We start from the raw sequence: 26458 nt of genomic DNA, 5'->3' as shown, positions 1-26458 counted from the left end.
GTTCCAGAGCCCATTCGGCCAGTCACTCCCGCCCCGCCGGCAAGAGCTCATTGCTGGCCTTGAACCCGGCCTGCAACGCCGTCCAGAACTCGGCATTTTCATAGCCCATGGCCCAGACGCTGGTGCCGCCCAGGCCCAGCTGGGCCACCAGTGCGGTCTTGGTCTTGATGCTGGCGGCATCGTCGTACCAGAGCACGGGTTGCGCTCGTTCCGGGGTCCATTCCACGCCGTCGGCGAAGCTCTTGACCGGCCCCCAGGTGGCATAGGGTGTCGCAGAGGCGGCATCCCGGTGAGTGGCTGCCCGGTGCTCGGCAATGATTTCCTGATAGGCCGACCAGTGCACCCGGTTGCCGATGCTGTAGTCCTGGCCGTATGCGGGCAACCCCGCCAGGACCTTGCTCGCCGGGACTCGGGAAACGGCGTAACTGAGCAGCGCCTGCTGCCAGTCCAAGCCCGATTCGGGGCCAGGCCAGGCTTCATTGTGAAAGCCGCCGCTGCTCCAGCCCGGCCCGACCTGGTCGTAGGTCATCACCTGGAAGTAGTCCACCGCCGCGCCCAGGGCCTTGTAGTCGTAGCCCTGCAGGTACTCAGGCTCGGTGTCGCTGAGCTTGGGCGGGATGCTGATGATCAGCTTCTTGTTGCCGGCATGCAGGGCGTCGCCCAGGGTTTTGACGTAGGCGCAAAACGCGGCGCGGTTCCTGGGTTCGACCTTCTCGAAGTCCAGGTTGATGCCGGCGAATCCGCCCTCTTTGGCCAGCTTGACCAACTGTTTGACGGTGCCGGCGCTCAAGGCCCGGTCGTTGAGGATGGAGAGGGAAATAGCCGGATCGAAGGCGCCGATGTCTTCGTTGTAGTCGGAAACAGTCGGGTACAGCGGCAGGGATTGGCTCTTGGCAAAACGGATGATGTTCTGCGTGGTTTCGTTCATGCCGTCCTGATGCAGTTTGCCGGTGACGGTCAGGCCGTAGGTGCTGCCCAGGCCGACGGCGGACAGGTTGCGGTGGAACGCCTGCAGGTTGCTGTAGGACGCTTCGACCTGGCCGTCGGTATAGGCCAGGACAAAGGGTGCCGCATGGGCGCCAATGGCCAGCAGCAAGCTGCAACCGGCGATCAAGGTCCGGAGAAAATGCCGGATCGGCAGGATGATGCCTGGTTTCATGAATACTCCTGTGGGCGGGTTGCCCCGTCAGTGGGAATGGGATCAAGGCTCAAAGCTGCTCGACCCTGAGGGGTTTGCGGGCCTGGGGCGGCTTGCCCTTGGCCTTGGCTTTGCCTTGCTTGCCGCCGTTGCACTCGACCGTGGTCGTCCAGCCGGACTGGGTGAACAACTGTTCGACCGAATCCACCAGATAGTCACCGTCGAGCCCGGCCTTAAAGCCCTGGGCATTGATCATTCGCTCGGCGAACAAATCGGTGCGCCCCGCAAGGTCCAGGCGCAGGCTGGCGGTGCTGCGGTTGAAGGCCGCCAGGCGCGCCTTGGCGGCCTGCTCGGCGGCAGACTGGTTCGGGTAGAGGTGGCGGTCGGTGTGCACGGCGGGCGAATCATCCGGCGAGCCATCGTTACCCAGGTCGATGACCCGCAGCTTTCCGCTCCTGGGGTCCTGGTGCCGGGTCTGCACTGCCTTGTGGGTGCTGCCGTCACTCAGGCGGAACTGGTAGCGGCTGACATCGCCACGCCCGAGGGTGACAACCCCCAGGGCCTTGCCGCTGGCGCTCTGTCCGGCCTGGCGGGGCAGCACCAGCAACTTGCCTTCGGCCACCTTGGCGGTGCAGTCGTACTGTCGGGCCAGGCGGGTGATGAAGTTGAAATCCGACTCGTTGAGCTGATCGATGCGCGGTACCTTGATAGCGAGCGGGCAGACCGGCTGCCATCCATTGCGCGCCGCCAGGTCACGGACGATGAGCTGCAGCGCAACGTTCTCCCAACTACCGCTGCGGGTGGTCTTGCCACTGCCGCGCATGTCGCTGGCCTTGCCACGGATCTCAAGCGTATCGGGTGGCCCGTTCACCACCACTTCGTCCACCGTGTAGCGCCCCAGGCGAGTCAGCTCCTGGCCGGCGTAACCGAGGAACACTTCGATGCTCGCGCCGCGCCGGGGCAGCACCACGGCGCCGTCGCGGTCATCGATGCGCAGCTCGAATTCGTCCGACTCCAGGCCGGGCTTGTCCGTGGTGCGCAGGCTCAGCAAGCGGTCGTTGATCTGCGCGGTGATGTCCCGGCCATCAGCGACGATGCGAAACGCTGGGGTCATGTGCCGTACTCCAGAAAAAGCCAACCCCGTGCTCGACGGGGTTGGGTAAAGGGGTTGGGGCTCAATCCCATAGCTGGACCATGGCGTCGGCCCGGGCCGGCAGCGCCGGCAGCCGGATCAGCAGCCCGGCGCGAAACGGCTGTACCTCGTCGGCCAACCCCTGGTTGGCGTCCAGCACCGCCTCGACACAGCCGTTGAGGTGGCCGTAATACTGGTAACACAAGGTATCGAGCAGATCCCCGTCAGACGTTCTGCAAGTCGTCGCCATAGCTTACGAACTCCAATGAAAAACCTTGTTTGCGCGGGATACCGCCGGCCAGCAGGTGGCTCTGATCTTCCTCGATGCTGGTCAGGCACCAGGTGCCCAGCACTTCGCCGTAGCCGGTGGTCAGGCTCAGCGGCTGCAAGCGCCGCCCGATGCTGCGCAAGGTCTGCAACTGCCCCAGGCCGCCCTTGAACCCGGGAAACACCGTGCCCTTGAGGGAGATCCGTTCTTCACCCTGGCCCACTGCCTGCTGGGCGACACTGCGGCTCAAGCGCTCCTGAGCGGCCCAGCGGAATCCGCTCTGCCGGCGCAGCGCCTCGAAGGCTGCGGTATCGACGTTGAAGTAGTAGGGCTGAGCGCCCGCCCCGAGCGGTTGCAGGATCAACAGGTGCGCGAAGGGCTTCACCGCCTCGGCCGCCGGTGTGGTCTGTTCGGCAAATGCGGCGGTCGGGAAGATGTTGCCCAGGGAAGGACTGATCTGCCCGCCGATCCGATTGATCGCCGCGCCGGCCTTGGCCACCTGTTCCTGCAGGGCGCCAAGACGCTGCTGCATCTGCCCGGCCACGGTCACTGCCTGGCTGTACTTGGCCGCGACTTCCCCCACCACCGACTGCGCCGCACCGATACTGCGCATCGTGCGTTGCAGCTTCGCGCCCAGCGCCGGCCCGACCACGGGCAGGCTTTCAAGCTCCAGGGCGGCGCCGCTGATGTCGCTGATGGCGCCGTTCATGGGCCCGAGCATTTCATCGGCGCTGCGCCGGCCCGCTTCCGCTGCCGCCACCAGGGAACCCAGCCCCGATTGCAGCTGTTCCATGTAAGCCATGCGATCTCCTTAGACGTGTGCGGCGTCGAACAGCTGGCGAGCGGCAGCCTGGCGGCTGAACTCGTCGAACTGCCAGCGCAGGTGGGGTTCCAGTTCCCGGGCCAGTTGCGCGGGGTCGCGCACATCACCCTGAACCGAGATCGACAAATAGGGCGCGAAGCTGAACTGCTGCTCGATGACAGGAGGTACCTGGGGTTTGAGCGACTCAGGCACAGTGATCGTGGCCGGCGCCGCAGCAGACGACGATGGGCTAAGCATCGAGCGCGCCGCCTGCCCCATCAGCGGGGGCGTCTGGCCTTTCTGGAAGGATTTGGCGATATCGCCCATGACCGGCGGGATGTTCTGTCCAGCGTTGCCCATCATCAGCGGACCGGCGGCGGGCAAGTGCTTGAGCGACTCGTCGGAGCCGAACAGCTTTTTACCCAAGGCACCACCGGCGGCCGAGCCGCCCCAGGCACCCAGGGCGCCGCCCACTAGCCCGCCAATCACCGTACCGATCACCGGCACCACGGAGCCGATGGCGGCCCCTGCTGCTGCACCCGCGGCGGCGCCAGCAAGATTGCCCGCCGCCTCGCCGTAGCCTTCGGCTTTTTCATCCTGGGTCTGGGCATTGAGGTAAGTGTCCGCCACCTGGAAGCCTGCACCGAGCACCGAAAGGATCGCACCGCCCTTGAGCAAGGGGGCGACTCCCTTGGCCAGGGAGCCGGCGCCTTTCATTACGGCACCAGAGGTGGCAGCCCCTCTGGCCACTCTCTCCAGGCCGCTGGGCGTCAAAGGGCTCTTGAAGCCTTTGCTGCCCATGCCCCTCGAACGAGGCTCGCGCCGGGGCGTCTTGCGCCCGCCACGGCCCTTGCGGCGTTTTTTGTCCGGGCCGCAATCGAGCATGGGCGCACAACAGTCGATACCGCTCGCAGTGCCACCAGAGGAGCGCTTCGCCATTTTGCGGCCAACCTGCAGTGAACCTCGAGCGACATTCAGCAGGCCCTTGCCAATGGTGTAGACAGCCATCAGCTTTTGCACCGCGACATAAGCGGCGCCCAGGGCTGTCACCCCCAGTACCAATGAGGGTTCCTTCTCCGCCAGTTCGGTCAGTTTGCCGACCACCAGCGTGATGCTTTGGGCCACCAAATCCGTGGCCGGTTGCAGGGCCTTCCCCACGGCAAGCATGCCACCGTCGACCGCCTGCTCGGTTTCCTTCCACAGCTGGGCGGAGGCTTGCCGACGCTCGGCCAGGTTCTTGTCGATAACCCCCGAAGCACTCAACGAGTCCTTCTTCACTTGCTCGTACTGCTGCCGGCCCTGGGTGTGAGCCAGCAAGGCCGCCTTGATCTGCATATCGGTGAACAGGTCACCGGTGCGCAGGGACTCCTCCAGAGCCTCGAGCGTGTCCTTGGCCTTCGCCGGATCGGTTTCCTGGCTGATCTGCGCCAGGGCCTCGGACATCTTCGCGGCCTTGGCCGGATCGATGGCCCTGACATAGCGCATGGCCAGGGCAAAGCTCGCCTCCAGGCTCGACATACCCTTCTGAATGCCGGTGTTCAGCGAGGCCTGGTAGTCAATACCCGCATCTTCATAAGCCTTGACTGCCTCACTGGAGCCGATTTTCTCGATCCAGTTTTGCAGTTGGCCTGCGGCCTCATCAGGACTTGCCGCGTTGCTCATCTGCACTTGCAGCATCGATCCCAACTGGCTCACCGCCTCCATGCCGGTGAGTTTCAAGTTGCTCGCACTCGCGAGCAGCGCCGGGAGCAAGCGCGCCATGTCGGCCGCCTCGAAATTGCCCGCCTGCCCCTGCAAGGCGATGGCCTCCAGGGCCTGCTCCATGACCTTGGGATCGCTGATCCCGGCCTTCAGCTCCAGGGCCCGCATCAACTTCGCCGTGTCGTCGACACTCGCGCCCTGCCCCACCGCAAACTTGGCGGCCAGCCCTGCGTAGCCCTGCGCCTTGTCCAGCGACATACCGCTGGCCATCATCTGGCTCACCAAAGCCGCCACATCGTTACGGGCCATGCCCGTGTCACGGGAGGTCTGAATCACCGTACGGCTCAGCTGCGCTTCCTGAGGCTGGTTGACCACATTGGCCTTGATCGCCATGTCGCGGATCAGCGCCTGATAGTCGGCGCTGATCTTGACCGGGGCACGCAGTTTATCGACGCCGAACTTTGCCCAGTCATAAGCTGCCTTGAATTCGGCCTTGCCCTGGGCGACCTGCTGCAGTCCTCGGGCCTGAAGCTCAGAACCCCGGGCCACCTTGCCCAGCGCTTGATATTCCTGGCGCAACTTGTGCACCTGAATACCCTGCTGGCGCAGGCCATCACGGCTCTGTTCCAACCGGCGCAACAGCCCGGCGGCAGAAGCGGCGCCGGTGTCATGGGCCTTTTTCCATTCATCCTGCAGGCGCAGGGTCTGGCCAATGGTCTTTTCCAGCCCCCGGGCCTTGCTGCCCTGCAGCTCCAGCTGCTTGATCCGGCCTTCCACCGTCTTGAAGGCAGCGTCCCACGTCGAACTGAGGGCAGTACCCACCACCACCAGCCCTGATTCCAGCTTGCTCGCCATCTGCTTCTCCTGATCCTTGGGTGACGGGCTCAATCCGTGAGCCACCAGACCATGTCGGAAAACCTCATGGTCATGATTTCCTCGGCGGAAAAATGCAGCTCGCTGGCGAGCCGCTTCGCCACCATCTTCATCACCGCAGGGTCAAAGCTCGTCGTCTTGCACCAGGCGAAAATAGCCAGCCTGCAGGCGCTGATAGTCCTTGAGCGCCATGCCCTCCAGATCCTTGGCACTGATTTGCGCCAGGCTGGCAAACAGCATCAGTTCGCGCTGCTCATCATCGCCGGCAGCCCCGGAGTTGGCCGCACGCACATCACGCACGGTGGGGGTGCGCAAGGTGACCTTGTCGCAGACCACGCCGTTCATCTCCACCGGCTTGCTGAGGCTGATCACGACGTTTTCCGCGCTCAGGGTCATCCACGCCGGGGTCTTGTTGATTGCTTGAGTCATGCTGGTGGTTTCCTTACAGGCCCAGGGCCGAACGTTGCGCGGCCAGTTGGTCGACACCGTTGATCACGCGCTTCATGCCCAGGGCATCGATCTCGTAGATCAGGCGACCGTCGACTTCCAGCTTGTAGTAGGTCAGGGCCACGTTGTGCTTGATCTCGGCCTTGTCGCCGGATTTCCAATCGCCCATGTCGACTTCCTTGAGCAAGCCGCGCAGGGTCACGATCACCGGCGTGACCTTGCCCTTGAGGCCCTTGAAGGCACCACGGAACACGCCATTGAAACCGCTACCATCGGCCAGGCCGAACAGCTTCAGCGACTCACGCCGCACACCGGTGGTGGTGAAGCCGGCATCCTGTTTTTCCATGCCCATGTCCAGCTCGACGGGCACATCCATGCCGCCGACCCGATGTTCCTCGGTCTTGAGGGTCAACTTGGGCAGGGTCAGGCTCGGTACGTCGCCTTGAAAGCTGATGCCATCGACGAACAGGTTCATGTTCGCCAGGGTTTCGGGAATCATTGCCATTGCTGCTGCTCCTTAAGCGGTGTGTTCGAGGACTTCGGTCAGCCACTGGTTGGTGACCTCGACGCGGAAGTTGGGGTTTTCGGCCGGTGGCACGTCGGTGAAGCGGATGTTCCAGTACACCTTGCCCTGCTCCAGCTGGCTGGCGGTGTTGAGTTCGGCGTCGGCGTAGACCTCGAAGTTGATGATCGCGCCCTGGTTCTTCAGATCACGCATGAACGCCTGCAGGCCCTCGGTAACGTCCTTGACGTAGGTCGCGGTGATCGAGCGGTCCACGGCCCATTTGTGGCCGTAGAGGATCGCGTCCATGACGATGTCCATGGTCCGTACCCGGGTAACGAAGGCCCACTTCGGATCGCTGGACAGCGTGCGGTTGCCCCACAGGCGGAAACCTTCATCACGAATGATGGTGGTGATGTTGGCGTTGTTCAGCAGGTTGGCGCGGCAGGTTTCATCGCCGTCCAGGAACTCGATGGCACGCGAGGTGCCGGTGATGCCGACAAACTCCTTGTTCGACGGCGAAGCCCAGAAGCCGTACTCGTTGTCGGTCCAGGCGAACAGACCGGCGACCCAGGCCGAAGCCGGCGCATCGACGGTGGCGCTGGCGCCGTTGTCCCAGTACTGGATGCCCGGGTCGACCATATAGGCGCGCTTGGCGCCGAAGTGCTTGGCGTACGCCATGGCCGCTTCATCGGTGCTGTTGGGGCCATCGATGATCGCCAGGCCACGCAGCTTGTCGGCCAGGGCCACCAGCGCAGTACCGACCGCCTGGGTCGAGCTGTGCTTGGGCGCCACCAGCAAGCGCGGCTGGGCGTTGAAACGGCTCTTGCCATCCAGCAAGGCTTGCAGGCCGGTACGCTTGCCGTCCGCCAGCACCCCACCGATGATCGCCGAGGTCTGCTCGGCCGCATCCGCCACCTTGGCCACGCCGCAAGCGACGATCACCGCCTTGGCCCGCTGGTAGATGGCCTGGCAGGCCTTGGTGATCGCCGCATCCGGGCCCCAGGCCGCGATAGCCTCACGCTCGTTAGTGATCAGCAGCAGGTCGTTGGCCTTGGCGCTGAAGTCAGGGCCTTCGGTAAAGGTGTCCACCAGGCCGATGATCGAAGACGTGGGCAGCGAGATGGTGCGTGCGCCGGTGTCGACGTTGGTGACAGTAACGCCGTGAAAGAATCCAGCCATGTTTACTCCAGATGTGGAAAAGCCCTGCACAGCAGGGCCAGGTAGTACAACGGAAATGAAAACGCCCCGACTGTGCGGGGCGTCATTGCGTTTGATCGGCGATCCAAGGCGGGGCCGCGGGACGTTCGGCGACGTCGGGAAAAACATCTGACTGCGGCCAATCCCGCAGTGCCTGTAGGTAGCTCAGCAGCTCAGTAAACTGCGCATCACTCAATGTCGTGGTCTTCTGCAGATCCTGTTCGTCACGATGGCGCTCCCGCAACCACTTCACGTTGTCGACCTCACCGTTTCGCCAAACGCGCTCAGCATCCGCCAGACGAATCGACCTGGCTTCTTCATCCAGTACCCACCCCTTGTCGGACCACGCAAAGTCCTCGCCTGGAGGGACAAGGTGAGTGAAGCCCTCGGGCAGGTCGCCCAGGTCGAAATGCTGCACGGCACTGCCGTCGGCGGTAGAGTAGACCAGGCCACGATAGTCAGGCTTCAACAGCCACTCACCGGCCTGCAGGACGGCCGCCTGATGCCCGCTGGCGGCCGGAGGCTTCGCCTGCGTGGCATGCGCCGGGATCAGCAGAAAACTGTCTTCGATCGGATCCAGCCGCGCTTCGCCCTCGCCTAGAAACTCACCCGTTTCAGGGTGAGCGTGGTAGATCGTGCGATCAATGGGTGTATCGGCTTGCATGTTCACCTCACTCTCAGTATTTGATGCACCAGAGCATCGCCACGTTGCGCATACGGGTTTCACTGGCGACACGCACGGCCCCGTAACCCGCGAGATCCACAGGCCCCAAGATCCGCGTGGTGCTAGTGGAGCTGCTTATGCCGTTGTTGTGAGACAGGAACTCCCCCGACCCGCCGGACATACCGATGATCTGGTTGGTATTGGCATGACCGTGCCCCTGCATCGCATCCAGCTCGATGGAGCCAAGAGCCCGTCCAGGGTTGATACCGCGCCCCAGGTCCAGCCCTCGGATTACTTCGCCGCGCATGTCGGGCAGATTGAACGTGGTTGAGCCATTGCCCCACCCGAACGCGCCATTGATTGCCGCCAGCAGGGCGGGATAATTGGCGCGTAGCACTTGCGAGCCGTCGGCCACAAGCCAACCAGTCGGCGGTACGGTCGACGCAAAGGCCTGGACCGCTCCCACCATATTTGTGACAACCTCGATCCAGGGGCCAAATGCATAGGCATCACTGGCCCGGTGCCACTCACGCGCCGTCAAGTGCTCACGAAAAGTCTGTTGAGTGACGCCCGGAGCCAACACTTCATGGCGTACTTGCGAGCCTTGCGTATTGGCTCCGGGCGGTGCATTGAGACAACCTGCGATGGTTCGGAACCACGATGTGCCGTCGTACTGCTTGTTCAAGTCGTTACCCGGGAACAATGGAGCATACCCACCAAGCCCGAAATCGCCTGCCTTGAGTCGGTCGGCCAAGAGAGTTAATACTTCGTCCTTGGTGAACGCTAGGCTGCTGTCGAGCAGCCCACTGCTCGTCCAGGCGATCGGCCCCGTACCCGCATCCGCCCGGGCAACAAACAGCCCTTGCGAACGGGAAACCCCAAGGCAGATAGCACTCTTGGTCGTATCACGACGCAACCATTTCTGGCCCGTGTAGTAGCAGTTGAGCGCAATCGACGCTTCGGCATTGGCCGTCAGGAATGCCAAGTCGCCGCCATAAACATCCATACCGTTGGCAATGGGGTTTCGATTCGGTATGGCATCGATTATGCCGTATTCCCCGAGCGTCGTGCCCTTGCTGGCTTTGCCCGCCAATGCCAACAGCATGTTTGCGGAAAACTGCGGGTCATTGTTGAGCGAAGCGGCGATTTTGCTCAGTTGGTCCAGATTGGCCGGAACTGGTCCACGAAGTGTGCTGATTGCATCTGCGACTTTCTGGTTCGTCTCGGCCATCGTGAAGGCGTCAGCAATGCCATGGCCGGCAAGCGTGACCGGACTCTCTCCTCCGGTCACAATACCCCGTGCGTCGATGGTGACCTTGCCATAGGTCCCCGCGGGCTTGTTCCTGGGCAGCACGGCAAGAATTGCGGCATCTACATACTCGCGAGTTGCGAGCACCACGGACGGGTCGATCTTGAGCTGCACATTGCTGGAGCTGCTGACGATCAGATTCATCCGCACTATCTGGGTGCGTCCCGAACCTTGACTGAGCAGAGGCTTGTAGGTCGGTGCACAGTTGGCCACGGCGATCATGTCGCCGTCGGCGTCATACAATGCAATCTCTCGAATCCAACGCCCCCCCACATCCGCCGGAATGACTTGTTCGGCGATGATGATCGAAGAATCCTTATCATCGACCTTGAGCTGATTCAGAGGCGCCCGGCGCCACTCACTAATTAGCGCGGTTTGCGTCGCGTTGGGGGCAGGGTCGGTGCCGTTGGCGTCGCCCACGCCCATCTGTGTGATCTTCCACGGGATGCCCAGGGCATCGGCGTTGGCTTGCTTGGCCGCCCCTACGTTCGTGAGGATGGCGTAAAACTGGGAATTCTGGTCAACCATGTGCAATGTCCAGGGTGTCAATGGTGTGTTCACGACCACCGCGACCGATTCGGCCTGTGGCCTCGATCTCACGCGGGATCGGCGGATATACGTCAAGCACGTCGCCCTCGCTTACAGAGCCGTTGATGTAGTACCCGCCGGCCGTGTCTAGGCTGATGGCCAACCCGATCATGTGCCTACTGACGGGACGGGCGTCATCGAGCAGCGCTGCCAATTCGCGATAGGTTTCTTCGCTGATACCACCGTCAGAAACGCCGACCTTGAGCATGAAAGTTCCGGGAACGCCTTCAGGCTCCAGGTTGAACCACTCGACCACTTCAATCAGGTAACCCAGCGGCTCCACCACACGGCGCAAAGCGCCGATGGTGCCCTTGCGGGCATGGATGAAGAACGAGGCGCGAATGGCATTGCGCTTGACCGTCTCGCTCCAGCGCGGGTCCCAGCGATCCACCGACCAGGCCCAGGCCAGCTGGGGCAGCAAGTGCACCGGGCAGGTCGAGGGGTTGTACAGGGTGCGCAACATGGTGGCGGCGTCGCTGCTGTTGGTCGCCTCCAGGGCGCGTTCCAGGAATGTGCTGTTGCTTGGCAGCAGGCTGGTCATATCAGCTCCCCAAGGTAACGCTGTAGCCGGTGCAATACGCGGCCTGGGCCTTGCTCGGGACTATGTCCTGCCAACCCCGCAGTTCAACCCGGGCCACGCCGGCCACATGCAGCTGGGCATCGATGGCTGAGCGCGCCACCTCGATGCCCAGGCGCCGACGTGGGTTGACCCAGGCGGCCAGCTTGCGCTCGGCCTCTGCCAGGGCGGCATCGCTTTCCGGGCCCGGCCCTTTCATGTACAGCACCGCGTCGATGCGATACGGCAGTATCTGGGCGCTGTTCACCGTGACCCGATCCCCCAGCGGTCGCACGTCCTCGTCATTGAGGGCCGCAGCGACCGTCGCCAGCAGTTCAGGCTCTGCTGCACCGTCACCTTCCAGGCTCAGCACCGTAACCGTGACGCAGGCCGGTGACGGGCTTTCGGCCTCGGCGTCCGCCACCCGGGCCGAGGCATTGCGGGCATGCAGGATGTAGCTGTTGCGCGGCCCGGCGGTGGTCAGGCCTTCATAGGCCAGTTGGACACGCTCGCGCAGTGCGTCGTCGGCTTCCTTGACCTGCACTACAGGCGGCACCGTTTGCGGGTCGCCAGCCTGGATCACCAGGCGCTGCAGATTGACGTTGGCCGCCAGCTGATCCAGGTCCGTGCCTTGGGCATGGGCCAGCAGCAGCGCCTTGGCCGCATCGTTGACCCGGGCCCGCAACAGCATGTCGCCGTAGGCCGATAGCTCCAGTTGCTTGGTGACCGGATCGCTTTCCAGATTGGCCGTCCAGTTGTCGCCCATATAGCGGCGAAAGGTCGCCAGCTTGCCCTGATACAGCGCTTCAAAATCCAGGGCTTCCAGCACCTGCGGCGCCGGCAGTGCCGATAAATCCAGCATGCTCATGCCGTCACCTCCAAAACCGCGTCATTACCCAGGTAGCGGCCCGTCAGTTGGAAACTGACCTGGCCCTCCACCACCGCTACAACCTTTACCCGCTCCAGTTTCAAGCGGGGCTCCCAGCGCAACAGCGCCCGGGCGACTTCGGCCTGCACCGCGCTTTTCCAGCCACCGGTCACCGGCAAGTCGACATAACGGCGCAGGTTGCAGCCATACTCCGGGCGCATCCGCCGGCTGCCCAACGGCGTGGTCAGGATGTCCTCGATGGACTGCCGCAAATGCTCGATGCCGGACAGCGGCAAGCCGGTACGGCGATCCATTCCGATCATGGTGTTACTCCTGCAACTGAAGGTCCGGGTGCTGCTCCAGGTAACCTCGGGCGAGGGTGTCGCTGACCGGTACCGATACCTCGCCCTGGGCCACCGACAGCGCGCGGCCGTCCGCCAGGATCAGAATGCGCGAGGTGTAGAGGGTGTCGCGAAAGACCGCAGTGCCACTGGTGGCCGTGCGGCCGGGCTTTTTTTTCGGGATTGCCATGCTTTTCTCCGGGTACAAAAATCCGCATTCGGCGGATTGATCGGGTTTATCGGCGTTGCAGGTTGGGTGGCCGGCGTTGATCGCCAAGGCGTCACTGCGGTGGAGCAGTTGCTCCGGGGCCGGGCATCACGCCCGGGTGGATGTGGGTCGAGCCGACATTCACCCCGTTATGCTTCAAGCTCGCACCGTTGATTTGCACCTCGCCATTCAAGGTGATTGCCCCCGTCAGGGTGATGCTGTCGGCCTTGCCGGTAATGCTGTTGTCCGTCACCACGGCGGAACTGGCGCCGACCTGAATCGTCACGGTGCCGCTGGGCAGGGAGATGCTGTAGCTCCTGGCCTGCCAGTCGTAGACCAGCGAGCCGCCATCATCGAAACGCCAGACCTCGACGTGGTCGCGGTTATCCGGCTGGGCACCGGCATCGCCATAGAGGCCGGGAACGAAGGTGCCCTGGGCCGGCTCGCCACTGGGGCTGATCAGCACGCCCTGCTCGCCCAGGCTCGGCGCCCGCCAGTGCCGGGCCTTGCCGGCGGCCTGGCTGTGCCAGCGAACCCAGGCGCTGGTCCAGCCGGCGCCATCGGATACCCGCACTCTGCCCGCGGCAAGGTCCACGCCGACCACTGCGCAAGGCAGGATCAAGCCAGAAAGCATTCGGTCGTGAGTTGCAGTGACGTAACTCACGACATCTGCTCCGGCGCCTGGTAGTGCCCCTCGTGACCGGGGCCGGTCTCGGGGCTGAAACCCAATACCAGGGTTCCCGGGGGTTGCTCGGGCCAGGGCCATTGTTCCTCGCCCAGGTAGATGGACTGCTGCCATTGCACGGTCCACTCGGTTTTCGGCGCCGAATCCACGGCCGTGCCGGCAGGTTTGGCCCACACCGCCTTCGCACTATCGACAGAATCAAGATTCCAGTACTGGCAACGCAGCAGGTCCATGAGCTGCGCTGCCAGAACGACCGCCTGCAAAGAAGCTTGCGCAAGGCTCGGGTCAACCCGCACCCGGGCCTCGAAGGTCGCCTGCAGGCAACTCCGGCCGTCGCCCGGATCAGCTCCCGGGTCAATGCCGGTGATTGCAACGTAGATTGCTGTCTCGGCGGAGCCATCAACGGTCTCGGGAAATGCCTCGACCCTATGCAGATGCGGCATGGCCGACTTGATCGTGGACGTGATGGCCTCGGGTAGCTGCGTCAGTACGCTCATTGTCTGCTTCCAGAATCAGGTCGAAACGGCCCCGGCTGCGACAGCCCGGGGCGCACGACCGTGTTGAGGGCGGTAGCCGCCCGGTGAGTCAAGGCTGGTCCGAATGGGAATCCCGCGAAGGCGGTTCGCATACCCCGATGCGCTTGGCCGCCCAGCGCTCATAAAGGCCGATGGCGACGTCGGCGCCGGCCATGGCGGTCAGGCAACCGAAGGCGCAGGCGGTCCAGATCGACACGCCAGCGGCATACAGCAGCATGATCGCCGAGACCCCGCAGACCACGCAGGCTCCGGAGCGCAGCGCCAGGCGCCGCAGCAGCGACCAGCCACGGGCGCCCTCCTTGTCGGCGCGCCACATTTCGCCGGAAACGCCACCGACCAGGGCCAGGACGATGACCAGCCAGATCGGCATGTCCAGCAACGCTTGTTGCTCGTTTGTCATTCACGTCTCCCGTGCGGATTGAGGCCAGCGAAATGGCCGGTTGATAGAAGGCTGATAACGATGTTTCAAAGGGTCCCTGTCTGTCGGTGGCCCACGTTAGGCAGGCATTCCAAAAAGCCCGGTCGCCCGGGCTTTTCAGTAATGCAAACCTTGGTCTTTCGGCACTACTGGTGCGGTACGGACCCATTCAAATTGTTCCTCCGACCGCGACCCTGTCCGCCGGATAACTGCTTCTGGTGCTTTACGCTGCACACCCGGGCCAGTTGCCAACCCTCTGAACCGTCGAGGCCGATTCATCGCTGCCTTTGCTTTGCCACTAAAGAGCGTCGTTGCAGCCGTAGTTGAACGGCTTGAGATGGATAATATGCATCCATGCATATCCAGTCAATGCGTAAATGCATTTATTTATGCGCAGGATTTGCACGAACGCATGGAGGCCGCATAAATGCAGGGTGGGAGGGTTTTCGAAGGCGAAAAAAAGCCCGCTCAGTGGCGGGCTTTGTCTGACAGAGAGGGCTTAGCGGGCGTACATGCCCCACCAGAAGACGTGACCGAGGATGCTGATCTGCTCCTCCTGGATCTCCTGGAAACTGTAGTCCTCGTCCGGGTGCTCATCGCGGTTGAAGCTGCGCAGGCGAATCCCGGTGGGCAGGCGATACAGCTGCTTCACTCGCAGCTGGCCGTTGTGGTTGATGGCGTAGAGGTCGCCATCGACGATGTCGCCAATTGCGCATTTGCCCGCATTGACGCCCACCGTCGCGCCGTCCCGCAGCACCGGCAACATGCTGTTGCCCCGCACCGTGACGCACTTGGCCTGGTCGAACTGCACGCCGTTGTGCCGCAGGCTGCGCTTGCCGAAGCGCAGGCTGGCGCGCTCGCTTTCCTCGATGACGAATCTTCCTGATCCAGCAGCCAATTCAACCTCGCGCAGAAAGGGAACCGACACCTCGTCGTCATCGACAGGGGTATCGTCGTCCCACAGGCTTATGTCCTTGAGTTCCGAATGAATCTCGTCACGGGGCGCAGCAGCCCGGGCAGGCGCGATATCCACGCGCCCACGCAACTGGTCGGTGCTCACCTGGAAGTATTCGGCGATCCGCGAGATGTGTTTATCCGACGGATCGACGATCTTCCCGCTGAGAATCCGCGAGAGGGTGGATTGAGGCACACCGGTGCGACGGTGAAGCTCCGTGGGGGAGATTCCGTCACGATCCAGCAGCTCTCTTAAGACGGTAGAAACATTGCGTATTTGCATAGAACGCATATTGCTTGATCTTTTGCGCAATGACAAATGCTGATTTGCATATATGTAATGCATTTACCGGACACCCACCGGAGCGCCTTGGTGCCTGCGAGGCTGGGGCACCCATGGTAACCTTGCCGCCATCTGCAAAAAGCCGAGCTCAGCGCTCCTTTGCTTCACCCATTCAACGAATCCGCCTGAATACCGATGAGTAAAAATACCTCCGATCTGTCCTCCCACACGCCGATGATGCAGCAGTACTGGCGCCTCAAGAACCAGCACCCTGATCAGTTGATGTTCTACCGCATGGGCGACTTCTACGAGATCTTCTATGAAGACGCGAAGAAGGCCGCCAAGCTGCTGGACATCACCCTGACGGCGCGCGGGCAGTCGGCGGGCCAGGCGATTCCCATGTGCGGCATTCCCTACCACTCGGTTGAGGGTTACCTGGCCAAACTGGTGAAGCTCGGCGAGTCGGTGGTGATCTGCGAGCAGGTGGGGGACCCGGCGACCAGCAAGGGCCCGGTGGAACGCCAGGTGGTGCGTATCATCACGCCAGGCACCGTGAGTGACGAGGCTCTGCTGGATGAGCGCCGCGACAACCTGATCGCCGCCGTGCTGGGCAACGAGCGTCTGTTCGGCCTGGCGGTGCTGGACATCACCAGCGGCAACTTCAGCGTCCTGGAGATCAAGGGCTGGGAGAACCTGCTGGCCGAGCTGGAGCGGATCAACCCAGTGGAACTTTTGATCCCCGATGACTGGCCACAAGGCTTGCCGGCGGAAAAACGCCGCGGTGTGCGACGCCGTGCCCCCTGGGATTTCGAGCGGGACTCGGCGCACAAGAGCCTCTGCCAGCAGTTCTCTACCCAGGACCTCAAGGGCTTTGGCTGCGAAACCCTGACCCTGGCCATCGGCGCCGCCGGTTGCCTGCTCGCCTATGCCAAGGAAACCCAGCGTACCGCCCTGCCCCACCTGCGCAGCCTGCGTCATGAGCGCCTGGATGACACCGTGGTGCTGGACGGCGCCAGCCGTCGCAACCTGGAACTGGACACCAACCTGGCGGGCGGGCGCGACAACACCCTGCAATCGGTGGTCGACCGTTGCCAGACCGCCATGGGCAGCCGTTTGCTGACCCGCTGGCTGAACCGCCCGCTGCGCGACCTCAAGGTCCTGGAAGCGCGCCAGTCCTCTATTACTTGCCTGCTGGACGGCTACCGTTTCGAACGGCTGCAACCGCAGTTGAAGGAAATCGGCGATATCGAGCGGATTCTGGCGCGGATCGGCCTGCGCAATGCCCGTCCACGGGACTTGGCCCGCCTACGTGATGCCCTGGCCGCACTGCCGGAGCTGCAAGAAGCCATGACCGAGCTAGAGGCCGCTCACCTCAATCAGCTGGCCGCCACCACCAGCACCTACCCGGAACTGGCCGCTCTGCTGGCCAAGGCCATCATCGACAACCCGCCGGCGGTGATCCGTGACGGCGGTGTACTCAAGACTGGCTACGACGCCGAGCTCGACGAGTTGCAGTCGCTGAGCGAGAACGCCGGACAGTTCCTGATTGACCTGGAAGTCCGCGAGAAAGCCCGTACCGGCCTGGCCAACCTCAAGGTCGGCTACAACCGTATCCATGGCTATTTCATCGAGCTGCCAAGCAAGCAGGCCGAACAAGCCCCGGCAGACTACATTCGCCGCCAGACATTGAAAGGCGCCGAGCGCTTCATCACTCCGGAACTCAAGGAGTTCGAAGACAAGGCGCTATCGGCCAAGAGCCGTGCCCTGGCCCGGGAAAAGATGCTCTACGACGCGCTGCTGGAAACCCTGATCAGCCATTTGCCGCCGTTGCAGGATACCGCTGGTGCCCTGGCTGAGCTGGACGTACTGAGCAACCTGGCCGAGCGCGCCTTGAACCTGGACCTCAACTGCCCACGTTTTGTCAGCGAGCCTTGCATGCGCATCACCCAGGGTCGTCACCCGGTGGTGGAGCAAGTGTTGACCACGCCGTTCGTGGCCAACGACCTGAGCCTGGACGACAACACGCGGATGCTGGTGATCACCGGCCCGAACATGGGCGGTAAATCTACCTATATGCGCCAGACGGCCCTGATCGTGCTGCTGGCCCATATCGGCAGTTTCGTCCCTGCGGCGAGCTGCGAGCTGTCCCTGGTGGACCGGATCTTCACCCGTATCGGCTCCAGCGACGACCTGGCCGGCGGCCGTTCGACCTTCATGGTGGAAATGAGCGAAACCGCGAACATCCTGCACAACGCCACGGAACGCAGCCTGGTGCTGATGGACGAAGTGGGACGCGGTACCAGCACCTTTGATGGACTTTCCCTGGCCTGGGCTGCGGCAGAACGTCTCGCCCACCTGCGCGCCTATACCCTGTTCGCCACCCACTATTTCGAACTGACGGTCCTGCCGGAAAGCGAGCCGCTGGTGGCCAACGTGCACCTCAATGCCACCGAGCACAATGAGCGCATTGTGTTCCTGCACCATGTACTTCCAGGCCCGGCCAGCCAGAGCTATGGGCTGGCGGTAGCCCAGCTGGCCGGGGTTCCCAGCGCGGTCATCACCCGCGCCCGGGAGCACTTGAGCCGCCTGGAAACCACCAGCTTGCCCCATGAAGTGGCGCCTCAGGCACCGGGCAAACCCCAGGTTCCGCAACAAAGCGACATGTTCGCCAGCCTGCCGCACCCGGTGCTCGATGACCTGGCCAAGCTGGATCTGGATGACATGACGCCACGCCGAGCGCTGGAAATGCTCTATACATTGAAGACACGCATCTAACGCGAACGCCTTCAAGCTGTTAGAATCTCGCGCGGTTTGGGATGCTGCGGACTATTAGCCTGGTTGCGCAGACTATCGCTCCCAAACCTGGCGACCCCGTCACGTAGGGGCTCCGCTGCCGCCGCCTGAGGAGAGAATTAGAAATGACCTTCGTCGTCACCGACAACTGCATCAAGTGCAAGTACACCGACTGCGTAGAAGTCTGTCCGGTGGACTGCTTTTACGAAGGCCCGAACTTCCTGGTGATTCACCCGGATGAGTGCATTGACTGCGCACTGTGTGAGCCTGAATGCCCCGCTGTAGCGATTTTCTCCGAGGATGAAGTCCCGGAAGAGATGCAAGAATTCATTCAGTTGAACGTCGAGCTGGCAGAGATCTGGCCGAACATCACTGAAAAGAAAGATCCGTTGCCGGATGCCGAAGAGTGGGATGGTGTCAAAGGCAAGATCAAGGATCTCGAACGCTGATTCCCCCCCGCGTTCCCAAAAGGCCCCTTGCGGGCCTTTTTGCGTTTCTGGGGCAAGGAAACACCCGCGGGACTTTTCGACAGACGAAAAAAAGGGGCGGTATGACCCGCCCACATTTTTCCCTAGTCCCTGTGTTCCTTTTCATCGTCCTGATGAATCGCTTCCTGCGATGTCCTGACCATCGTCCTTGATGGTTGTGTCTATCCGTCGACACAGGACTGATATTAAAGAGTTCCCCGGCAAGAGCAATCGCACTATTGGTGTGAAACTTTGTCAAAACCCTTAGTCACTCTTAAAAAATATTATATAAATCAACAACATAAAAAACAGCCTACGCAAAACTAGACAACGCAGAAGTGGCCGAGAACCGAATGCGTACGAAAAAGTAATCTTTGGCTTACATGACGGTTGAGAGTTAAGCCAACTTCGTTGGCAATAGCCCATTCAAAATCAAAACCTGCATGCAATAAAAAGCCCCGAGTCGATCGGGGCTCTTGTGAATCGATCCAGCGGCTACTGAAACAGCGACTCACTGGACAATCCATTCTTCTCGAGAATCTCCCGAAGGCGCTTGAGACCTTCAACCTGGATCTGCCGGACCCGTTCACGGGTCAGACCGATCTCCAGGCCCACATCTTCAAGGGTACTGCTCTCGTGTCCTCGCAGGCCGAAGCGTCGAACCACCACTTCGCGCTGCTTCTCGGTCAATTCGGAAAGCCACTGATCAATACTTTGTGACAGATCGTCGTCCTGCAACAGCTCACAAGGATCTGTCGGGCGGTCGTCGGTCAGGGTATCCAGCAGGGTCTTGTCCGAATCCGGGCCCAGGGAGACATCAACCGAAGAAACCCGCTCGTTCAGGCCGAGCATGCGTTTGACTTCGGCCACCGGCTTCTCCAGCAGGTTGGCGATTTCTTCGGGGGAGGGTTCATGATCGAGTTTTTGCGTCAGCTCACGGGCGGCGCGCAAGTAGACGTTGAGTTCTTTGACCACATGGATCGGCAGCCGGATGGTCCGGGTCTGATTCATGATGGCCCGCTCGATGGTCTGACGAATCCACCAGGTGGCATAGGTCGAGAAGCGGAAACCGCGTTCCGGATCGAACTTCTCCACCGCTCGGATCAGCCCGAGGTTGCCCTCTTCGATCAGGTCCAGCAGCGACAGGCCACGATTGACATAGCGCCGGGCGATTTTCACCACCAGCCGCAAGTTGCTTTCAATCATGCGCTTGCGCCCGGCCGGATCACCACTTTGCGACAACCGAGCAAAGTGCACTTCCTCTTCGGGGGAGAGCAATGGAGAAAAACCGATTTCATTGAGGTACAGCTGCGTCGCATCGAGTGCTCGCGTGTAATCAATGTATTTGTGTTGCTTTAATGAAGCGGAGCTTTTGGATTTGGTGCGAACGGAAGGTGGAGTTGCCCCCTCATTATTCGACATCGAATCCATATCGATGCTGCTCTCCATAAGGAGAACCTCATCGTCGATGTCAAACTCCGGCACTTCTTTACTGAGAGCCATTGTTATAGTCCTTTGGTGAGTTCGACCTCAGGCTCAAGCGGCGCCTTTATCCCTGGCAACGCTGGAGCCTGTTCCCTCTACGTGAGCGGAACAGGCTGGTAACGGATCAACGACGTGGCAGGAATTGCAGCGGATCTACAGGTTTACCTTGTCGGCGAATCTCAAAGTGCAGTTTCACCCGGTCTGTACCAGTTGATCCCATCTCGGCAATTGTCTGTCCGACTTTGACCTGCTGTCCCTCCCGAACCAATAGCTTGCGGTTGTGGCCGTAAGCACTGACGTAGGTTTCGTTGTGTTTGATGATGACTAATTCGCCGTAGCCCCTTAAGCCACTCCCGGCGTAAACCACCGTCCCATCAGACGCAGCTAAAACAGGCTGTCCCAAATCTCCGGCGATATCAATGCCTTTATTCAAACTACCGTTTGAAGAAAATTTTCCAATCAGAACACCGTTCGAAGGCCAGCCCCAACCGGTAGGAGCGGGGCCTGCGGGCGTAACCGGAACAGGCGCTGGTTTGCTCGCTGGGCTGGTGGTGGTGACCGTTGCAGGCGTTGTCGTGGCGCCTGCCGGGCGACGAATGACCGTGGTCTTGCTGGAAGAAGAGGCACTGGACTGGGTGCTGGTAACGACCGTCGCCGGCGTAGTACCAGTGCGGCCGTCAAAGCGAATGACCTGCCCGGGATGGATGGTATAGGGCTCGGCGATGTTGTTACGAGCGGCCAGCGCCTTGTAGTCCCAGCCATAGCGGAAGGCAATGGAAAACAAGGTGTCTCCACGACGCACGGCGTACTGCCCGGTGGTCACCGTAGGACGCTGCGGCGCAACAGTGTTACTGCGCTCGACCACCCCCACGCTGCTGGATTTGGTGCTGGAGCAACCGACCAACAAGGAACTCAAGGCAAGGCCAATCATCAGTCGCTGAAAGCTTGTTGTACCTATACGCTGCGCAATGACTGTGAGACTCACCCGCCGCTCCCTTTGTGGTGGTTGACGATATAGATTGCCTGACTCAGGCGTGAAGTGACGCAAGTATAACTGGACACAGGCGCTTTACCGCTGGCCCAGCACAAGGAGAGCCGCAAGAACCTGCCTCTGACCGTCGCATCACTCATTGACGATCGATACGGCACTAAGACACAGCCCGCCGGACAGAATTCACCCCAGCCTGATAAATGCCTTCAGGCCAGGGGACCATTGAGCAACGGCACAAAACGCACCGCCCCCAGGACGTGCCGGGCAAAGCCCTGTTCTTCACGGATGATCAGCATCAGCTGCTGCACCTCCCCTGCCCCCACCGGAATCACCAGGCGCCCGCCAGGCGCGAGTTGATCGAGCAGGGCCTGGGGGATATCGGTGGCGACGGCAGTGACGATGATGCCGTTATAAGGTGCCAGCGCCGGCCAGCCTTCCCAGCCATCGCCCCAGCGAAATACGACGTTGCGCAGGTTCAACTCCTGCAGGCGCTCCTTGGCCCGGTCTTGCAGGACCTTGATCCGCTCCACCGAAAACACCCGCTCCACCAGTTGCGACAACACCGCCGTCTGGTAGCCCGAGCCGGTGCCGATCTCCAGCACCTTGTCCAGCGGCCCGGCCGCCAGCAGCAGCTCGCTCATGCGGGCCACCATATAAGGCTGGGAGATGGTCTGGTTGTGGCCGATCGGCAGTGCCGTGTCTTCATAGGCACGATGGGCCAGGGCCTCATCGACAAACAGATGCCGCGGTGTGCGCCGAATCACTTCCAGCACCTGAGGGTTGGACAGCCCCTCGTCATACAGGCGCTGGATCAGGCGTTCGCGGGTACGCTGGGAAGTCATGCCGATTCCCCGCCGCAGCAGGTCGTCTTGCTCGCGAGCCATCAGCGCAGCCCCTCCAACCAGCCATCCAGGCTCCTGAACGCCTCATTGAAGGTGCGATCCAGCTGCAGCGGCGTGACCGATACATAGCCCTGCATCACCGCATGAAAGTCGGTGCCGGGCCCGCCATCCTCGGCGTCGCCGGCGGCAGCGATCCAGTAACCCGCCTTGCCGCGGGGGTCCACCACCTTCATCGGTGCCGCAGCACGGGCGCGATGGCCCAGGCGGGTCAGTTGGATGCCCCGAATATGATCAAGCGGCAGGTTGGGAATATTCACGTTCAACACCGTCCGTGGTGGTAAATCCAGCAAGCCCTGGGCTTGCACCAGCTTGCGCGCGAAATAGGCTGCGGTCGCAAGGTTCTCCACCTGGCGCGAGACCAGTGAAAAGGCGATCGCAGGGCGTTGCAGGAAGCGCCCTTCCAATGCCGCGGCGACCGTCCCGGAATACAGCACGTCATCACCGAGGTTGGCCCCCAGGTTGATGCCCGACACCACCATGTCCGGGTCATGCTCCAGCAGGCCGTTGAGCCCCAGGTGAACACAGTCGGTGGGGGTGCCATTGATGCTGATAAAGCCGTTGCCAAGGGTATGCGGATGCAACGGACGGTCGAGCGTCAGCGAGCTGCTGGCGCCGCTTTTGTCTTGATCCGGAGCGATAACCACGCACTCGGCGTAATCCGCCAGCGCAGCGTGCAACGCCGCGATACCGGGTGCAGTTACCCCATCATCGTTAGAAATCAGAATGCGCATGAGCTGTCCGTCTGCCCCACCGGCACCAGATCGACGAGTTCACGCACCAAGGCGGTGGCGAAACATCCGGCCGGGAGGACGAATTCCAGTTGCAGAATATCAGGCTCGGGATAATGCCACGTCAAACCGCCAATGGGCAGCCGCAGGATGCGTCGTTCGTGGCTCATGCCGGCTTTTATCAGCCATTCGCACAGCGCCGCCTCGCGGTCGGCCACCTGCTGTTCAAGTTCATGAGTCGCACCACCCGCCGCAGACTCGCCTTCGCCCCACAATGGACCAGTGGGATGCAAGTCTAGAATCGCCAGGCGCGGATCCGAGCATTCATCCGGACCGGCCATGAAAAAACTGCGGCTGTCGGTAAATGCCAGCAAGTCGCCCACTTGCGCCTGCTGCCAAGTGCCGTCCGCCACTCGCGCCGCCAGCACCTGGTTGAACAGGTAGCTGCGGGCGGTGGACAGCAGGCGCGAACGCACATTGCGCTGCTCCGGCAGCGCCTGGCGGGCAGCCCAGCTACGGGCGTCCACCAGGTTGCCACCGTCGTGGCCGAAGCGTTGGGCGCCGAAATAGTTGGGAATACCTTGAGCGGCAATGCACTTCAGGCGCTCATCGATGGCAGCCTGATCCGCCTTGAGCTCTGTCAGGCGCAGGGTAAAGCCATTGGCGGCATGAGCCCCGCGCTGCAATTTACGCTTATGGCGGGTGGCCTTGAGAATCTTCAGAGTGTGGTTTTCCGCTGCGCCAAGATCCGGGTCGGCCTTGCCCGGCAGTTGCACACTGAACCACTGGCGAGTCAGTGCCTGACGATCCTTGAGCCCGGCATAGCTGACGGTGCGCAACGACACCCCCGCCGCCTTGGCAATCCGTCGCGCCGCTTCCTCGGTGTTCAAGCCGCGTTTTTCCACCCACAGCCACAGATGCTCGCCTTCCCCGCTCAGCGGGATATCGAGTACTTCGTCAACCTGGAAGTCTTCGGCAGTGGCCTTGAGTATGGCGCTGCCCAGGGCATCGCCATAGGCCCGCGGACCCAACAATTGCAGTTCATTCATGGGCGTTGCAACAAGGCCACGGAATGCACGGCGATGCCTTCCTCACGGCCGACAAAGCCGAGTTTTTCGGTGGTGGTTGCCTTCACGTTCACCTGGTCCAGCTCGACCTGCAGGTCCTCGGCAATCAAGGCCCGCATGGTTTCAATGTGAGGTGCCATTTTCGGTGCCTGGGCGACGATGGTGTTGTCGACGTTGCCGATCTTCCAGCCCTTGGCATGAATCAGCGCGACAACATGACGCAGCAGGACACGGCTGTCGGCGCCCTTGAATTGCGGATCGGTGTCCGGAAAATGCTTGCCGATATCACCCAGCGCCGCAGCGCCCAGAAGGGCATCACTGAGCGCGTGTAACAGCACATCACCATCGGAGTGCGCGAGCAGCCCGAAATGGTGGGCAATACGCACCCCCCCCAACGTGATGAAATCGCCCTCAGCGAAACGGTGCACATCGTAGCCGTGGCCAATACGCATAAAAAAACGCCCCGAAAAAGTCAGGGCGTGATTCTACCTGCTTTGGCGGGTATTAGGCGTTAAGAGCACGTGCATGGTGCTGCAAGTGGTCGTCTATGAAACTGGCGATAAAGAAGTAGCTGTGGTCATACCCCGGCTGCATCCGCAACGTCAGCTCATGCCCGGCGTTCTTTGCCGCTTGCTGCAGCACTTCAGGCTTAAGCTGGCCGGCGAGAAAGTCGTCACGATCCCCCTGATCAACCAGCAACGGCAGCTTCTCGGTGGCCTCGGCGATCAAAACGCTGGCATCCCACTCGCGCCAGCGTGAGCGCTCCTCCCCCAGGTAACGGGAAAACGCCTTCTGCCCCCAGGGGCAATCCATCGGGTTGCTGATGGGAGCGAAGGCCGAAACCGACTGATAGCGCCCCGGATTACGCAGCGCGCACACCAAGGCCCCGTGGCCGCCCATGGAATGCCCGCTGATCCCACGCTTGTGCGAAGCGGGAAAATGCGCCTCCACCAACTCCGGCAGCTCGTTCACCACATAATCGTGCATCCGGTAATGCTGGGCCCAGGGCTCCTGCGTCGCGTTCAGGTAGAACCCGGCCCCCAGACCGAAATCCCAGGCACCGTCCGGGTCACCAGGGACGCCGGGGCCACGCGGGCTGGTATCCGGAGCGACGATGATCAAGCCCAGCTCGGCAGCCATGCGTTGAGCCCCGGCCTTTTGCATGAAGTTCTCGTCGGTACAGGTCAGGCCGGACAACCAGTAAAGCACCGGCAGCTTGCCGCCCTGCTCGGCCTGGGGCGGCAAATACACGGCGAACACCATGTCACAGCCCAGCACCTGGGAATGATGCTTGTAGCGTTTATGCCAGCCGCCGAAGCTTTTCTGGCAAGAAAGGTTTTCCAGACTCATGGCAGACCTCCAGCGGCACGTCGCAAGCCATGGGCCGCAAGCGGGAACTCCCGCTTGGCGCCTGTGGCTTGCCGCTTGCCGCTGCTCTTAGAAGTGAATGACGGAGCGAATGCTCTTGCCCTCGTGCATCAGGTCGAACGCCTTGTTGATATCTTCCAGGCCCATGGTGTGGGTGATGAAGGTATCCAGGGGGATCTCGCCGGTCTGGGACATTTCCACGTAGCTCGGCAGCTCGCTGCGCCCGCGCACGCCACCGAAAGCCGAACCACGCCATACGCGACCAGTCACCAACTGGAAGGGACGGGTCGAAATTTCCTGGCCGGCACCGGCCACGCCGATGATTACCGATTCGCCCCAGCCCTTGTGGCAGCACTCCAGGGCCGCACGCATCAGTTGCACATTGCCGATGCACTCGAAGGAGAAATCCACGCCGCCGTCGGTCATGTCGACAATGACCTCCTGGATCGGACGATCGAAATCCTTGGGATTGACGCAATCGGTGGCGCCCAGTTGCTTGGCGATCTCGAACTTGGCCGGGTTGATATCAATGGCGATGATGCGCCCGGCCTTGGCCTTGACCGCACCGATGACCGCCGACAGGCCAATGCCACCGAGGCCGAAGATGGCCACGGTATCACCGGCCTTGACCTTGGCGGTGTTGATCACCGCCCCGATCCCGGTGGTCACGCCGCAACCCAGCAGGCAGACCTTTTCCAGCGGCGCTTCCTTGGGGATCTTGGCCACGGAGATTTCCGGGAGCACGGTGTACTCGGAGAATGTCGAGGTACCCATGTAGTGGAAAATGGGCTGGCCCTTGTAGGAAAAGCGCGTGGTGCCATCAGGCATCAGACCCTTGCCCTGGGTGGCACGAATGGCCTGACAGAGGTTGGTCTTGCCCGACAGGCAGAATTTGCACTTGCCGCACTCCGGGGTGTACAGCGGAATCACATGGTCACCCACAGCCACCGAGGTCACGCCCTCGCCCACTGCTTCTACGACTGCACCACCCTCGTGGCCGAGGATCGCCGGAAAGATGCCTTCCGGGTCGGCGCCGGACAGGGTGTAGGCGTCGGTGTGGCAGACGCCGGAGGCGACGACCCGCAGCAGCACCTCGCCCGCCTTGGGCATGGCGACATCCACTTCGACGATTTCCAGCGGCTTCTTGGCCTCGAAGGCTACGGCAGCACGTGACTTGATCATCC

28 protein-coding genes are annotated in these 26458 nt (G+C 61.9%); 2 read left to right on the top strand and 26 right to left on the bottom strand.

Going from position 1 to position 26458, the window contains the following annotated elements; translation table 11 throughout:
• Positions 1 to 22: 22 nt before the first annotated feature.
• The 18 genes from KCG88_RS14585 to KCG88_RS14500 form a co-directional block, all read right to left on the bottom strand.
• Positions 23 to 1159, bottom strand: a complete 1137-nt coding sequence (locus KCG88_RS14585) for a glycosyl hydrolase family 18 protein (protein ID WP_210712600.1) — start codon at positions 1157 to 1159, stop codon at positions 23 to 25.
• Between the two features lie 49 nt (positions 1160 to 1208).
• A complete protein-coding gene (locus KCG88_RS14580) occupies positions 1209 to 2252 on the bottom strand; it encodes a contractile injection system protein, VgrG/Pvc8 family (protein ID WP_210712599.1) in 1044 nt (347 codons plus the stop codon).
• Between the two features lie 61 nt (positions 2253 to 2313).
• Positions 2314 to 2520, bottom strand: a complete 207-nt coding sequence (locus tag KCG88_RS14575) for a tail protein X (RefSeq protein ID WP_210712598.1) — start codon at positions 2518 to 2520, stop codon at positions 2314 to 2316.
• Positions 2495 to 3340 carry a phage tail protein gene (locus KCG88_RS14570; protein ID WP_210712597.1) on the bottom strand — a complete coding sequence of 282 codons (846 nt, stop codon included), beginning with the start codon at positions 3338 to 3340 and terminating at the stop codon, positions 2495 to 2497. Before KCG88_RS14570 ends, KCG88_RS14575 begins: the two co-directional genes overlap by 26 nt.
• 9 nt (positions 3341 to 3349) lie before the next feature.
• Entirely contained in the window at positions 3350 to 5896 is a 2547-nt protein-coding gene (locus tag KCG88_RS14565; RefSeq protein WP_210712596.1) for a phage tail tape measure protein, read from the bottom strand.
• Positions 5897 to 6037: 141 nt separating this feature from the next.
• Complete coding sequence (locus tag KCG88_RS14560; protein WP_210712595.1) at positions 6038 to 6343, bottom strand: phage tail assembly protein; 306 nt, start codon at positions 6341 to 6343, stop codon at positions 6038 to 6040.
• A gap of 13 nt (positions 6344 to 6356) precedes the next feature.
• A complete protein-coding gene (locus tag KCG88_RS14555) occupies positions 6357 to 6866 on the bottom strand; it encodes a phage major tail tube protein (protein WP_210712594.1) in 510 nt (169 codons plus the stop codon).
• 12 nt (positions 6867 to 6878) lie between these two features.
• Positions 6879 to 8045, bottom strand: a complete 1167-nt coding sequence (locus KCG88_RS14550) for a phage tail sheath family protein (RefSeq protein WP_210712593.1) — start codon at positions 8043 to 8045, stop codon at positions 6879 to 6881.
• 82 nt (positions 8046 to 8127) lie between these two features.
• The gene (locus KCG88_RS14545; protein ID WP_246882696.1) at positions 8128 to 8727 is read right to left on the bottom strand and encodes a phage tail assembly chaperone; all 600 of its coding nucleotides are present in this window, start codon (positions 8725 to 8727) and stop codon (positions 8128 to 8130) included.
• A 13-nt stretch (positions 8728 to 8740) separates the two neighbouring features.
• Entirely contained in the window at positions 8741 to 10564 is a 1824-nt protein-coding gene (locus KCG88_RS14540; protein WP_210712592.1) for a phage tail protein, read from the bottom strand.
• Positions 10557 to 11165 carry a phage tail protein I gene (locus KCG88_RS14535; protein ID WP_210712591.1) on the bottom strand — a complete coding sequence of 203 codons (609 nt, stop codon included), beginning with the start codon at positions 11163 to 11165 and terminating at the stop codon, positions 10557 to 10559. Before KCG88_RS14535 ends, KCG88_RS14540 begins: the two co-directional genes overlap by 8 nt.
• Position 11166: 1 nt before the next feature.
• Positions 11167 to 12048 carry a baseplate J/gp47 family protein gene (locus tag KCG88_RS14530; RefSeq protein WP_210712590.1) on the bottom strand — a complete coding sequence of 294 codons (882 nt, stop codon included), beginning with the start codon at positions 12046 to 12048 and terminating at the stop codon, positions 11167 to 11169.
• On the bottom strand, positions 12045 to 12371 hold the full coding sequence (locus tag KCG88_RS14525; protein WP_210712589.1) for a GPW/gp25 family protein: 327 nt from the start codon (positions 12369 to 12371) through the stop codon (positions 12045 to 12047). The genes KCG88_RS14530 and KCG88_RS14525 overlap by 4 nt, the downstream gene beginning before the upstream one ends.
• A gap of 4 nt (positions 12372 to 12375) precedes the next feature.
• Entirely contained in the window at positions 12376 to 12579 is a 204-nt protein-coding gene (locus KCG88_RS14520) for a hypothetical protein (RefSeq protein ID WP_210712588.1), read from the bottom strand.
• A gap of 91 nt (positions 12580 to 12670) precedes the next feature.
• Positions 12671 to 13261, bottom strand: coding sequence for a phage baseplate assembly protein V (locus KCG88_RS14515; RefSeq protein WP_210712587.1), 591 nt, complete (start codon positions 13259 to 13261; stop codon positions 12671 to 12673).
• Positions 13258 to 13779: a hypothetical protein gene (locus KCG88_RS14510; RefSeq protein WP_210712586.1), complete on the bottom strand. Its 522-nt coding sequence runs from the start codon at positions 13777 to 13779 to the stop codon at positions 13258 to 13260. The genes KCG88_RS14515 and KCG88_RS14510 overlap by 4 nt, the downstream gene beginning before the upstream one ends.
• A gap of 88 nt (positions 13780 to 13867) precedes the next feature.
• Complete coding sequence (locus KCG88_RS14505) at positions 13868 to 14218, bottom strand: phage holin family protein (protein ID WP_011059558.1); 351 nt, start codon at positions 14216 to 14218, stop codon at positions 13868 to 13870.
• 517 nt (positions 14219 to 14735) lie between these two features.
• Entirely contained in the window at positions 14736 to 15482 is a 747-nt protein-coding gene (locus KCG88_RS14500; RefSeq protein WP_019093195.1) for an XRE family transcriptional regulator, read from the bottom strand.
• Positions 15483 to 15668: 186 nt separating this feature from the next.
• Between KCG88_RS14500 and mutS the strand changes: the two genes are divergently transcribed.
• Entirely contained in the window at positions 15669 to 18248 is a 2580-nt protein-coding gene (gene mutS / locus KCG88_RS14495; protein WP_210712585.1) for a DNA mismatch repair protein MutS, read from the top strand.
• A gap of 143 nt (positions 18249 to 18391) precedes the next feature.
• Positions 18392 to 18715 (top strand): ferredoxin FdxA, encoded by a 324-nt coding sequence (fdxA, locus tag KCG88_RS14490; protein WP_011059555.1) that lies wholly within the window; start codon positions 18392 to 18394, stop codon positions 18713 to 18715.
• Between the two features lie 513 nt (positions 18716 to 19228).
• Here the strand turns inward: fdxA and rpoS are convergent.
• From rpoS to KCG88_RS14450, 8 genes are all read right to left on the bottom strand, one after another.
• The gene (gene rpoS / locus KCG88_RS14485) at positions 19229 to 20236 is read right to left on the bottom strand and encodes an RNA polymerase sigma factor RpoS (RefSeq protein WP_011059554.1); all 1008 of its coding nucleotides are present in this window, start codon (positions 20234 to 20236) and stop codon (positions 19229 to 19231) included.
• 106 nt (positions 20237 to 20342) lie between these two features.
• Positions 20343 to 21203 carry a peptidoglycan DD-metalloendopeptidase family protein gene (locus KCG88_RS14480; protein ID WP_047284126.1) on the bottom strand — a complete coding sequence of 287 codons (861 nt, stop codon included), beginning with the start codon at positions 21201 to 21203 and terminating at the stop codon, positions 20343 to 20345.
• Positions 21204 to 21415: 212 nt separating this feature from the next.
• Entirely contained in the window at positions 21416 to 22051 is a 636-nt protein-coding gene (locus KCG88_RS14475) for a protein-L-isoaspartate(D-aspartate) O-methyltransferase (RefSeq protein WP_169892832.1), read from the bottom strand.
• A 41-nt stretch (positions 22052 to 22092) separates the two neighbouring features.
• The gene (gene surE, locus KCG88_RS14470; RefSeq protein WP_047284125.1) at positions 22093 to 22842 is read right to left on the bottom strand and encodes a 5'/3'-nucleotidase SurE; all 750 of its coding nucleotides are present in this window, start codon (positions 22840 to 22842) and stop codon (positions 22093 to 22095) included.
• The gene (truD, locus tag KCG88_RS14465; RefSeq protein WP_047284124.1) at positions 22830 to 23888 is read right to left on the bottom strand and encodes a tRNA pseudouridine(13) synthase TruD; all 1059 of its coding nucleotides are present in this window, start codon (positions 23886 to 23888) and stop codon (positions 22830 to 22832) included. Before truD ends, surE begins: the two co-directional genes overlap by 13 nt.
• The gene (gene ispF, locus KCG88_RS14460; RefSeq protein ID WP_011059549.1) at positions 23885 to 24358 is read right to left on the bottom strand and encodes a 2-C-methyl-D-erythritol 2,4-cyclodiphosphate synthase; all 474 of its coding nucleotides are present in this window, start codon (positions 24356 to 24358) and stop codon (positions 23885 to 23887) included. Before ispF ends, truD begins: the two co-directional genes overlap by 4 nt.
• Before the next feature lie 52 nt (positions 24359 to 24410).
• Positions 24411 to 25256: an S-formylglutathione hydrolase gene (gene fghA, locus KCG88_RS14455; protein ID WP_210712584.1), complete on the bottom strand. Its 846-nt coding sequence runs from the start codon at positions 25254 to 25256 to the stop codon at positions 24411 to 24413.
• Positions 25257 to 25343: 87 nt separating this feature from the next.
• Complete coding sequence (locus tag KCG88_RS14450) at positions 25344 to 26456, bottom strand: S-(hydroxymethyl)glutathione dehydrogenase/class III alcohol dehydrogenase (RefSeq protein WP_011059547.1); 1113 nt, start codon at positions 26454 to 26456, stop codon at positions 25344 to 25346.
• Between the last annotated feature and the right edge of the window lie 2 nt (positions 26457 to 26458).

This window comes from Pseudomonas sp. MWU349, assembly GCF_017947325.1.
GTDB classification, from domain to species: domain Bacteria; phylum Pseudomonadota; class Gammaproteobacteria; order Pseudomonadales; family Pseudomonadaceae; genus Aquipseudomonas; species Aquipseudomonas protegens.
This window is presented reverse-complemented; position numbering and strand designations above follow the sequence as displayed.